Origin of the sequence: uncultured Limnohabitans sp. (assembly GCF_937889215.1) — a bacterium.
In the GTDB taxonomy this organism is placed as follows: Bacteria; Pseudomonadota; Gammaproteobacteria; order Burkholderiales; family Burkholderiaceae_C; genus Limnohabitans_A.
Genome location: NZ_CALBEX010000124.1, coordinates 1 through 10,615, shown reverse-complemented (window position 1 = coordinate 10,615; position 10,615 = coordinate 1). Strand labels below are relative to the sequence as shown.

The 10,615-nt window shown below is 59.1% G+C and carries 12 protein-coding genes and 1 pseudogene; 10 read left to right on the top strand and 3 right to left on the bottom strand.

The features are described from left to right. From Q0341_RS03285 to Q0341_RS03270, 4 genes are all read left to right on the top strand, one after another. Positions 1-330 (top strand): hypothetical protein (locus tag Q0341_RS03285; RefSeq protein ID WP_299510535.1); only part of this gene is annotated, 330 nt, incomplete at its 5' end. A gap of 62 nt (positions 331-392) precedes the next feature. Continuing rightward, positions 393-884 carry a TRAP transporter small permease gene (locus Q0341_RS03280; RefSeq protein WP_299510534.1) on the top strand — a complete coding sequence of 164 codons (492 nt, stop codon included), beginning with the start codon at positions 393-395 and terminating at the stop codon, positions 882-884. Next, positions 881-2,200 carry a TRAP transporter large permease gene (locus Q0341_RS03275; protein WP_299510533.1) on the top strand — a complete coding sequence of 440 codons (1,320 nt, stop codon included), beginning with the start codon at positions 881-883 and terminating at the stop codon, positions 2,198-2,200. Before Q0341_RS03280 ends, Q0341_RS03275 begins: the two co-directional genes overlap by 4 nt. Positions 2,201-2,214: 14 nt before the next feature. Beyond that, positions 2,215-3,063: a TauD/TfdA family dioxygenase gene (locus Q0341_RS03270; protein WP_299510531.1), complete on the top strand. Its 849-nt coding sequence runs from the start codon at positions 2,215-2,217 to the stop codon at positions 3,061-3,063. Positions 3,064-3,066: 3 nt separating this feature from the next. On the opposite strand, the gene Q0341_RS03265 is transcribed toward Q0341_RS03270, so the two are convergent. After that, positions 3,067-3,831, bottom strand: coding sequence for a glucose 1-dehydrogenase (locus Q0341_RS03265; RefSeq protein WP_299510536.1), 765 nt, complete (start codon positions 3,829-3,831; stop codon positions 3,067-3,069). Positions 3,832-4,182: 351 nt separating this feature from the next. Here Q0341_RS03265 and Q0341_RS03260 point away from each other — a divergent pair, with 351 nt between their 5' ends. The 5 genes from Q0341_RS03260 to phnE all read left to right on the top strand — a co-directional run bounded on the left by Q0341_RS03260 (position 4,183) and on the right by phnE (position 8,473). Further along, positions 4,183-4,908, top strand: coding sequence for a DUF4395 domain-containing protein (locus Q0341_RS03260; RefSeq protein WP_299510529.1), 726 nt, complete (start codon positions 4,183-4,185; stop codon positions 4,906-4,908). A 97-nt stretch (positions 4,909-5,005) separates the two neighbouring features. Further along, a complete protein-coding gene (locus Q0341_RS03255; protein WP_299510528.1) occupies positions 5,006-5,881 on the top strand; it encodes a putative selenate ABC transporter substrate-binding protein in 876 nt (291 codons plus the stop codon). A gap of 18 nt (positions 5,882-5,899) precedes the next feature. Continuing rightward, positions 5,900-6,739, top strand: a complete 840-nt coding sequence (locus Q0341_RS03250) for an ATP-binding cassette domain-containing protein (RefSeq protein WP_299510527.1) — start codon at positions 5,900-5,902, stop codon at positions 6,737-6,739. Between the two features lie 28 nt (positions 6,740-6,767). Next, positions 6,768-7,628, top strand: a complete 861-nt coding sequence (locus Q0341_RS03245; protein ID WP_299510525.1) for an ABC transporter permease — start codon at positions 6,768-6,770, stop codon at positions 7,626-7,628. After that, positions 7,625-8,473, top strand: a complete 849-nt coding sequence (gene phnE, locus Q0341_RS03240) for a phosphonate ABC transporter, permease protein PhnE (protein WP_299510523.1) — start codon at positions 7,625-7,627, stop codon at positions 8,471-8,473. The genes Q0341_RS03245 and phnE overlap by 4 nt, the downstream gene beginning before the upstream one ends. A gap of 103 nt (positions 8,474-8,576) precedes the next feature. On the opposite strand, the gene Q0341_RS03235 is transcribed toward phnE, so the two are convergent. Continuing rightward, positions 8,577-9,254: a LysE family transporter gene (locus tag Q0341_RS03235; RefSeq protein ID WP_299510521.1), complete on the bottom strand. Its 678-nt coding sequence runs from the start codon at positions 9,252-9,254 to the stop codon at positions 8,577-8,579. Between the two features lie 149 nt (positions 9,255-9,403). On the opposite strand from Q0341_RS03235, the gene argP reads away from it, so the two are divergent. Then, positions 9,404-10,348, top strand: coding sequence for an HTH-type transcriptional regulator ArgP (gene argP, locus Q0341_RS03230; RefSeq protein ID WP_299510519.1), 945 nt, complete (start codon positions 9,404-9,406; stop codon positions 10,346-10,348). Positions 10,349-10,388: 40 nt separating this feature from the next. On the opposite strand, the pseudogene Q0341_RS03225 reads toward argP, so the two are convergent. Next, positions 10,389-10,615 (bottom strand): annotated as a pseudogene (locus Q0341_RS03225) (hypothetical protein); the annotation flags it as partial.

Genomic DNA, 10,615 nt, shown 5'->3' with positions numbered 1-10,615 from the left:
TTCTATGAAGTGGCGCCCAACATCTTGATGACCCGCCATGCCATCACCATCCGTTCACTGTGCTTCTCGGTCAAAACCTTGAAAAAGTTGCCACCTGAATTGCAAGCGGCCATTGTCAAAGCGGGCAAAGAAGCCGGTGCGTATGGCCGCGACATCGAGTCGTCTCAAGACCAGGCCAAGCTGGACAAATACGCCAAGGAAGGCAAGCTCAAGCAAGTGACTTTCACTCAGCGCGCAGAGATGCAAAAACTGGTGGACCCGGTCATGGCCGCTTATGCCAAAGAAGTTGGCGCTGATGCGATCTTTGCCAAGATCAACGCATTGAAATAAGGCGACAAGCTTGCGGTGGCCTTGGGGTCACCGCAAGCATTTTTTTGGGTTGGAAGGTGTTCATGAAAAAACTGTTGTCTGTCATTGATGCGGTGCTGTCTTTTTTGCTCATCTTTACGCTCTTGCTTTTGTTGGTCCCGGTGTGCATGCAGATTTTTTCACGCTACACCGATCTGATCCCCCGATACATGTGGACCGAAGAGATGAGTCGGTTCTTTTTTGTGTGGTTGATCATGTTGGGCGCCACCTTAGGCGTGCGAGAAAAAATGCACTTCGATGTGGATTTTTTACCCCAACTGTCAGCCCAAGCCAGCCGGGTGCTGCTGTTCTTGTGTCAGGTGCTCATGTTGATTTTTTCAGGCGTCATTTTTTACTGGGGCATTGAGTTCACGCAATTTGGTTGGAATCAGACTTCTGAATTGGCCGACATGCCCATGTGGTGGATTTTCATTGCCTGGCCCATCGCGGGTTTTTTATGGATCGTTTTTCTGCTGGATCACATGTTCAGCAAACCCGCAAGCGATGAAGGTCTGAACCAGGAGTCCACAAGTTGAGCTCATCACTTTTTTCACCGGGCATGGCTGCTTTGGTTTTGTTTGGCAGCTTTTTCCTGCTTTTGGCGATCAGGGTCCCTGTGGCTTTTGCGCTGGGCTTGGCTTCTTTGCCGGTCTTGGTGCTTGAACCCCGACTCTCGCCCATGGTGTTGTTCAATGAAACTTTCAAGACCTACAACTCTTTTATTTTGTTGGCAGTCCCGTTCTTTTTGCTCACGGCCAATTTGATGAACGGCGGTGGCATCACGCAGCGCATGATGCGTTTGTCGCGTGCGATGGTGGGGCATTTCCCTGGAGGCCTGGCGCAAATCAACGTGCTCTTGTCGATGTTTTTTGCGGGCATTTCAGGTTCGGCCAGTGCCGATGCCGCAGGACAAGGCAAGTTGTTCATCCAGGCGCAGGTCAAGGAAGGCTATGACCTGTCCTTTTCGATCGCGGTGACGGCGGTGTCTTCGGTGTTGGCGGTGATCATTCCACCCTCCATCTTGATGGTGGTGTGGGGCGGTGTGATCTCGACATCCATTGGTGCCATGTACTTGGCGGGCATTGTGCCGGGGGTTTTGTTGGCCTTGGCCATGATGGCCACCGTACACGCCTACGCAGTCAAACGCAATTACCCGGTTTACCCCCGCGCTAATTTGGCTGAGCTGGTCAAGGCGCTGGCGGTCTCTTTGCCGGCTTTGATGACGCCTGTGATCATTGTGGGCGGCATCTTGTTGGGCTGGTTCACGGCGACGGAGTCAGCCGCTGCGGCGGTGTTGTATGCGTCCGTATTGTCTTTGCTTTTTTACCGCGAAATGGGCTTGAAGCAATTCATCGCTGCGGTGTTGGATACGGGCAAACTTTCTGCCGTGGCTCTGTTTTGCGTGGGCACCGCTTCGGTTTTTGGTTGGTTGCTGGCTTATTACCAAATCCCCAAAGCCTTATTGACCAATGTGCAAACCTGGGGTCTGGGTGTGATCGGTGTCGGTTTGTTTATTGCAGTGGCGTTTTTGGTGGTGGGCTGCTTTTTGGATGCGATCCCTGCCATCATCATCGTGGGCACCACTTTGCAGCCCTTGGCCGAGTCGGTGGGCATGCATCCCGTGCATTTCGCGATTGTGGGTATTTTGTCTTTGGCGTTTGGCTTGGTCACGCCGCCTTATGGCATGTGCCTGATGATTGCGTGCGCGGTGGCCAAAGTGCCGTTGCGATTTGCCATCAAGGACACCATGATCATGGTGGTGCCCATGTTGGTGGTGCTTTTTGCGGTCATCGTTTTCCCCGAGATCGCTTTGTTCTTGCCACGATTTTTCTCGCCTGAAATGATCAACTGAGCCGAGATGCCTGCATGCCTTCTTCAACACCGTTGAGTGACGTTTTGGGGGGCCGAATCGATGGGCTTGATCTTGCCCATCCGCTCACCGCTGATCAGCAGACGTGGTTGGCCGATACCTTGCACCGACATGGTTTCATCGTGGTCAAGAACCAGTCTTTAACGGCCGCGCAAATGGTCACCTTTGCCAGGTCATGGGGACGGCCTTCGCCGCACGTCATTGACACCTTCCACCATCCTGACGATGCCAATATTCTGGTTCTTTCGAATGTTTTTAAGGATGGCGAACCCACGGGGCTGGTCGATGCAGGCACCTATTTCCATACCGATTATTCTTATTTAGAGGATGTGGCGCGGTGCACCATCCTGCATGCGCAGGATGTACCGCCAGCGCCCAACGGCACCCGCTTTGCTAACCAAGCCAAAGCCTATGCCGACTTGCCTGCATCCATGAAAGACAAAATTCAGGGGTTGGTGGTCAAGCACCATTACGGCAACCGCGATGACCTCAACCAACGCTCGCGGACTGTGGCATCGGTGCTCAATCCGGACCAAGCCAAAAAGGTCAATTGGGTCAGGCACCCGCTGGTCAGGAAACACCCCTTCACCGGACAACCCGCTCTTTACGCCGTCAGCGGCAGTGCTTTTGGGATCGAGGGCATGGACGACGAGGCGGCTTTGGCACTGCTGCGTGGGCTCTCAGCACACGCCACGCAAGCGGCCTATTGCCATACACACAATTACGAGAACGGGGATGTCATTGTGTGGGACAACGCATTGTTGCTGCACAGCGCGCCGCTTGTTGATTTGACGCGGCCACGCACCTTGTGGCGCGTGACCGTGCTCAATCCATTGATGCATTGAGCATCAAGGCATGTATTGGCCGCCGTTGACCTCAATGATCTGGCCCGTCACATAGCCGGACATTTGTTCTGACGCCAAATACACGAAAGCACCCGCGCATTCTTCGGCCGTGCCAAGTCGGTTCATGGGAATGGTGGCTTTGAAACCTTCCAACATTTGGGGAGTCGAGAAACGCTCATGAAAGGGTGTGGTGATCACGCCAGGTGCGACCGCGTTGACCCGGATATGGTCTTTCACCAATTCCTTGGCCAGTCCCCGTGTCATGGTGGAGACGAAACCCTTGGAGCCTGCGTATAGCGATGCGCCAGCACCCCCGCCATGTCGCGCGGCCACCGAGGTGACGTTGATCACCACACCGCCCTGACCCTGTTGGCGCATGGCCTTCACGGCAGCGGCCGTGCACATCATGGCCGAGCGCACATTCAGGTAGACCACGTTGTCAAACAATTCATCGGTGATCTCTTCAATGGGGACACGCTGTACCAAAGCGCCAGCGTTGTTGATCAGGACGTCGATGCGGCCAAAAGCCTGAACGGTTTCATCTACCAGCCGTTGGCATTGGGCAGATTCGAGCACATCGCCTTTAAGCAATATGGCTTGTGCGCCTGTGGCTTTGACACGGTCCAGGACTTCTTCGGCAGGTCCCTGGCTGCTGTTGTAATGCACGGCCACACGTGCTCCTAATTTGCCAAAGGCCACAGCGGCAGCTGCGCCGATACCGGTGCTGGAGCCGGTGATCAAAACCACTTTGTCTTTCAGATCGTTCAACATGCAAGTCTCCTGGTCATTGGATTTGTACGCAGCAAGAGCGCTGGGCAGAATTCATTATCAGCAGGCGTGACATGCGGACCAATCAAATGGGCGACAAGCTTGGCCTGAGGCCTTCAAGGCCCCGAAGTCCAGGCGTTTGGCCAAGGGCCGACTGTTTGTCAAAGATGTTGAACGCGCTGCAAAAGTTCGCACTGGCAGGCATGGATGAACCAGTTGAACCAAGCCGTTTGGACCCCAAAAAAAAGAAGCCAGGGGCGCATGTAAAAAATCAACTTTGTTTGCATAATGGCAATACATAAGCGAGGTCTCATATTTATCAGGCCTCGCACAAAGCCAAGGAGATGCCTCATGAATGCCACCGCCGCTGCAACGCCCCCCTCATACACGCCGCCTGACACCCGTTATGTGTGGTTTCGCAGTCGCGACGATGTACAGCCCTACCTGAACGAAACGGCGGTGCGCATCCGGGCGGGCATCATGTTGATCGTGCCAATTTTCATGGCCTTCACGTTGGTGGACATTGTGTTTGGCACGCGTTGGAACATCACCGGCAATGTCATCCGTGACACCTTTGACACCGATTTTGATGGGCGGATTTTGTACATGGTCGAGGCGGTGCGGCGCACCTACGACTACACCGTGCAAACCTGGTTCTTGTTGTATGCCTTGTTCGAGATGCTGGCGGGCATGAGTGTCAAAACTTCTTACCTCTCGCCCACCATTTGGCTGTCCAACTGGCTGGCGCGGCGCGCGCCAGCCGTTTGGAAACCGCTGGCCCCCAAGCGCTTTGCCTGGGGCATCGGTGCCAGCATGATTGCCTTGTGCCTGGTGTTTTTTCACCCCGAAAAATTCGCCGCCTTTGTCAACACCGTCACCACCCTTCAGTTGCTGCCCACCACCGAGCAATACCTGCCGCGCTGGCTGCCTTTGGTCATGGTTTGGGTGTGCCTGGGCTTCATGTGGCTGGAGGCGATTTTGGGCTTTTGCGTGGGCTGCCAACTGCATGCGCTGTTTGTCAAATTGGGCTGGTTGCAGGAAGAGTGCGAAGAGTGCAACAACCTGAGCTTCAACTGAGGCGTTCACAGTTGGGCCCTTGGGGCTTGGGGGCTCTTGAATTTAGGGTGTAATCAAGCTCCTTTTCATATGCCTCACTTCGGGTGAGTTTTGCGCCATGTCCACCTCAATCCTCTCCAAAATCCAGACTGCGGCCCTGATGGGTTTGCTGGCTTTGTCGGCCGCTTTTTCTTCGGCAGCCCAGGCCCAAACCACGCTGCGCTTGACCACCATCCCTGAGGAAGCCGCCACCGAGCAGGTGCGCAAGTTCACACCCTTGGCCAACTACCTGGAAAAACAGTTGGGCATGAAGGTGCAGTTCACGCCCGTGACCGATTACCCGGCCGCCGTGGAGTCGCTGGTCAACAAGAAGGTCGATGTGGTCTGGCTTGGTGGTTTTACTTTTGTGCAAGCCAACATCCGCTCGGGCGGCAAGATCGTGCCTTTGGCGCAGCGCGAAGAAGACACCAAATTCCAGTCGGTGTTCATCGCTAAAACCAATTCGGGCATCAAATCCTTGGCCGACATGAGGGGCAAGCAGGTCTCGTTCGGCTCGCAAAGCAGCACCTCGGGCCATCTGATGCCGCGCAGCTTCTTGCTGCAAGCCAGCATTGACCCAGAAAAAGACTTCAAACGCATCGCCTACAGCGGCGCGCACGACGCCACCATCGCCTCGGTGGTCAGCGGCAAGGTCGACGCTGCGGCGCTCGACATCACCGTTTGGAAAAAGTTCGTGACCGAAAACAAGGTCAACACGCAAGACGTGAACGTTTTCTTCACCACCGCGCCTTACTTCAACTACAACTGGTCCGTGCACGCTGACATGCCCGCTGATTTGCGCGAAAAACTCAAGGCCGCCTTGTTGGCCCTGAACCCGGCCAACCCCGAGCACGCCGAGATCCTGAAGCTCAACCGCGCCACCCGCTACGTGCCCACCACGCCCGAGAACTACAAAGGCCTCGAGTCGGCCGCACGCAGCGCGGGCTTGCTGTAAAACCTGAGCAGCAGCGCGGTGAACATCGAGCTATTGGGCCTGGAGGCCCGGCATCCGGCAGCCTTGCCCGGTGCGGCAGCTGCTTTGCGTGCCCTGAACCTGCAACTGGCGGCAGGCGAGCAAGTGGCCATCATCGGCCCGTCGGGCGCGGGCAAGACGACCTTGTTGCAGGTTCTGGCCTGTGCGCAGCGGCCCACCCAAGGCCGCTTGCAGTTGTTGGACGTGAACCCTTGGACGCAATCGGCGGGCGATTTGCGCCGTTTGCGCGGTCAGTTGTTTCTGGCCCCGCAGGTGCCGCCGCTGCCGCCGCGTCAACGCGTGGTGACTTCGGTGCTGGCCGGGCGTTTGCCCAGCATGGGTTTGTGGTCCAGCTTGCGCTCGTTGTTCTACCCCGCCGACATCCCGGCCGCTTACGAAGCGCTGGTGCACTTTGACTTGGGCGACAAATTGTTCGACCGCGTGGACCGCCTCTCGGGCGGTGAACGCCAACGCGTGGGCCTGGCCCGCGCCTTGCTGGCTCCGGCCAGCCTGTGGTTGATCGACGAGCCGCTGTCTGCGCTCGACCCGATGCGCGCCCGCATGGCCATGACCGCTTTGGTGAACTTGGCGGCCGAGCGCCAAGTCACGCTGGTGGCCACGTTGCACCAGGTGGACATGGCGCTGGCGCACTTTCCGCGCATCATCGGCCTGCGAGACGGGCAGCTGGTGTTTGACTTGCCGTCTGCACAAGTCAGCCCCGAGCGCTTGGCGCATTTGTACGACCAGTTCGAGCACGAGTTGCGTGGCGAAGCCCCGCCCATGCCCTCACCAGAAGCCTCTTCAGCCCAGTCCGCGCCTGCGGTGATGCACTGCCGTTGACGCTGTAGCTGGCTGTACCTGGTTCAAGATGACCGCTTCTGTTTCACACCTGCCTGCGCCCCGGCCTCGCCTGGGTGCGCCTGCCCGCGACCCGGCCTTTGTCAAGCGGGTGTTTTGGTTGAGCCTGGCTTTGGTGTTGTTGTGGCCATTGGGCGTGGCCACCGAGTTCCGTTTGTGGGTGCTGTGGGAGCCTGACAACCGAAAAGTGACGGCGCAGTTCTTGTCCACCTTTTGGCCGCTGATTTACAACGCCGAGTTCATGGACATGGTGGTGCGTGAGACTTGGCGCACCGTGGCCATGGCCACCGCGGGGGTCACGCTGGCGCTGGTGCTGGCCATTCCTTTGAGCCTGTTGGCCACGCGGGTTTTGTCGCTGTCGGCTTTGTCGGGCCGCATGGACCGTTGGCCTGCGGTGCTGCGCTGGCTGGTGCGTGCCACGCTGATTGTGCTGCGCAGCATCCCGGAGCTGATCTGGGCACTGGTGTTTGTGCGCGTGGTGGGCCTGGGGCCCACGGCGGGCGTGCTGGCCATTGCGCTGACTTATGGTGGCATGCTGGGAAAGGTCTACGCAGAGATTTTGGAAAGCGGCGAGAGCCACGCCACTCAAAACCTGATGCGCAATGGCAGTGGCCGTCTGCAGGCCTTTGTGTACGCCTTGCTGCCCAGCCACGCGGCTGAGTTGGCCTCTTACACCGTGTACCGCTGGGAATGCGCGATCCGCTCGTCGGTGGTGCTGGGCTTTGTGGGTGCGGGCGGCTTGGGCCAACAACTCGACAACTCGATGAAGATGTTCAACGGCGGCGAAGTAGCCACCATGCTGCTGGTGTTCATCGCGCTGGTGGCCGTGGCCGACCGCGTGAGCACCTGGTTGCGAAAGGCGCTGGCATGAAGTCTTCAGGCACCTTGTTTTCTTCACGCGAAGCGGCCAACCCCCCCTACAAATTGCCGCCGCCAATCTTTGATGCGCGCTGCAAAGCGTGTTGGTTCACTTTGGCTTTGCTGGTCTTGGTGGTGGCCAGCTTTGTCTCGCTCGACCTGGACTGGGCGTCTTTTGCGTCCATGGACGCGGCGCGCAGCATGGGCCGCTTTGTGGCGGAGTTTTTCCCGCCTGATTTGTCGCCCGTGTTCGTCAACAAGGTGCTTTGGGCCGCTTGGGAAACACTGGCCATGTCGGCCTTGGGCACAGCCATCGCGGCGGTACTGGGCCTGGCGTTGGCCGTGCCCGCTAGCCGCATGTCCACCCAAGACCCGGCTTGGCTGCGCAGCCCCACGCGCTGGTTGCTCAATGCCTTGCGCGCCATCCCAGAATTGGTGTGGGCCGCTTTGCTCTTGATCTCGGCGGGCCTCGGGCCCATGGCCGGCACTTTGGCGCTGGCTCTGCATACCACGGGCGTGCTGGGCCGTTTGTTCGCCGAGGCCATGGAGAACATCCCCACAGGGCCTGGCGACGCCTTGCGCACCCAAGGCGTGGGGCCGTTGCGCGTGTTCTTTTATGCGACCTTGCCCCAGGTGCTGCCGCAGCTCATGAGCTACACGCTGTACCGCTGGGAAAACAACATCCGCGCCGCCGCTGTGCTGGGCGTGGTGGGCGCGGGTGGCTTGGGTCAGATGCTGTCTTTCCACATGGGCCTGTTCCACATGAACAAGACGGCCACCATTTTGGCGGCCATGCTGCTCATGGTGGCCTGTGTGGACGCGCTGAGCTTTGCGGCGCGGCGCTGGTTGACACGTTAATGCGCTGAACTGTTTGCGCCTTGAGTTTGTTGGAGCCCACCCCGTGGGCGATCAAGGCGTGCTGGTGCTGGGTGCTTGTTGGGATCGGCAGACCTTCACCTACTCAAACCAGACTGAAGCCCAACCACGCGGCCGTGCCCCACATCATCAGCGCCACCGCGCCGTCAAGTGCGCGCCAGATGTGCAGGGAATGCAGGCGGCGGCCAAGCCAAAAGGCAGCTGCGCCCAGCACCAAAAACCACAGCATCGAACCCGCTGCCGCACCCAAGCCAAAGACTGTGCTGCCTTGCCCATAAGCCAGCGAGGCGGTGCCGATCAGCACGGCGGTGTCCAGCCAAGCGTGTGGGTTGAGCCAAGAAAACGCCAGCGCCGACAACACGGCCTGACGGCGGGTCACTGCAACGGGGCGCAGAGGCGCGTTGGTGGTGTTTTCTGAACTGCTGGCGCTTTCGGGTGCATCGGCCAGCGTGGCGGCCGGCCCCAAACCGCTGGGCCGCAAAAACCGCTGAAACGCCTGCCAGCCATAGACCGCCAAAAACAGCATGCCTGCGCCCACCAGTGCGCCGTGCAGCTTGTCTGTCAAGCCGCCCAGCTGCGCCAGGCCCAGCACGCCCAGGCCAATCAGCGCCACATCGGCCACGGCGCAAACCGCCACCGTCAGCCACAGGTGCTGGCGCTGCAGGCCCATGCGCAGCACATGCGCGTTTTGCGGGCCAATGGCCATGATCAGCGAGATGCTCAGCACCATACCGGCGGTGAAAGTGGGAAAGCTCAGAATCATGGGAATCTCCGGGGGCCGTGTGCGGCGGTGTGATGCTGGGGCAACTGGATGGCGCTGCCGGTGAATGGCCACGAGTGTGCGCGCCAAGCGTCATGATTTAAACCAAGTTCAATTAAACTCACATCACTTAATTAATATTTAACTCAAACATGCTGGATGCCCGCCAACTCGAAGCCCTGGCCACCGTGGTCGAGCACGGCAGTTTTGGTGCGGCGGCTCAGGCGCTGTCGCTCACCTTGGCGGCCGTGTCTTTGCGCATCAAGGCGCTGGAAGACACCCTGGGCCAGCGCCTGCTGGTTCGAGGCAAGCAGGTGCGGGCCACCCCAGCTGGGCAGAGCTTGCTGGCCCACGTCAAACAGGTGCGCATGATGGAAGCCGATTTGCTGGGCGGCCTGCAAGGCACGTCCACCCCAAGCGGTGCGCGCAAGGCGCCGCGCTGGCAATCGCTGAGCGTGGCCGTGAACGCCGACTCGGTGGCCAGCTGGTTTTTGCCCGGCGTGGCCCCCTTGCTTTTGAAGCACCATTTGCTGCTCGAAATCCTGATCGACGACCAGGACCACACACACGACGCACTCAAAAGCGGCGACGTGATCGGCTGTGTGAGCACCCTGGCCGAGCCCATGCGCGGTTGCGTGGCCGAGCCGCTGGGCACCATGCGTTATTGCTGTGTGGCCACGCCAGCGGTGGTCAAGCGTTGCCAAACGCCCAGCGGCGCGGTGTCGCCGCACAAAATGCTGGCCCAGCCTGCGGTCATTTTCAACCGCAAGGACGCTCTGCAAGACGCGTTTTTGGCCCAGCACTTTGGCCTGCGGCAACCCCATTACTCACGCCACTTTGCCCCGGCGGTCGAGGCCTTCGAGACCGCCATCGCGCTGGGCCTGGGCTGGGGCATGGTGCCCGAGCAGCATCTGGTGCAACGTGCTGCCTTGCACACGGACCCCGCGCAAGCTCTGCAAGAGCTGCTGCCCGGTGCCACGGTGGATGTGGCCCTGTACTGGCAGCACTGGGCCCGCGAGGCCCCGTCAGCCCAGCGCCTGACCGAAGCCGTCAAAACCGCTGCGCGTTTGCATTTGCGGCAGGTGCAGGGGGCATGACCGCTGAATGTTCAGAACCCCGACGGCCCAAGTCGTTGACCTAAACAGCGCGGTGTGTGCCAGCCTTGCTGGCCCGTTTGTCGAAGGTCAAAACGGTTTCGCAGCCCAGTGACTGCATTTGTGCACCGATCAGGTGATCAGCGAAATCTCCACCCTGGTTTTGCCAAGCTTTGGCGGCGGATAACAAGACCGGCAGGGCCTCGAAGCGCAGCCCAGGAAAAGCCAGCAGGGCTGCCAAAGTGGCTTGGCATTGCGCCAATGAATACC

What these genes read in the sequence shown, in the direction of transcription:
- Q0341_RS03280 (WP_299510534.1), top strand. Translation starts at nt 393, where the DNA reads ATGAAAAAACTGTTGTCTGTCATTGATGCGGTGCTGTCTTTTTTGCTC.
- Q0341_RS03270 (WP_299510531.1), top strand. Translation starts at nt 2,215, where the DNA reads ATGCCTTCTTCAACACCGTTGAGTGACGTTTTGGGGGGCCGAATCGAT.
- Q0341_RS03260 (WP_299510529.1), top strand. Translation starts at nt 4,183, where the DNA reads ATGAATGCCACCGCCGCTGCAACGCCCCCCTCATACACGCCGCCTGAC.
- Q0341_RS03255 (WP_299510528.1), top strand. Translation starts at nt 5,006, where the DNA reads ATGTCCACCTCAATCCTCTCCAAAATCCAGACTGCGGCCCTGATGGGT.
- Q0341_RS03245 (WP_299510525.1), top strand. Translation starts at nt 6,768, where the DNA reads ATGACCGCTTCTGTTTCACACCTGCCTGCGCCCCGGCCTCGCCTGGGT.
- phnE (WP_299510523.1), top strand. Translation starts at nt 7,625, where the DNA reads ATGAAGTCTTCAGGCACCTTGTTTTCTTCACGCGAAGCGGCCAACCCC.
- Q0341_RS03235 (WP_299510521.1), bottom strand. Translation starts at nt 9,254, where the DNA reads ATGATTCTGAGCTTTCCCACTTTCACCGCCGGTATGGTGCTGAGCATC.
- argP (WP_299510519.1), top strand. Translation starts at nt 9,404, where the DNA reads ATGCTGGATGCCCGCCAACTCGAAGCCCTGGCCACCGTGGTCGAGCAC.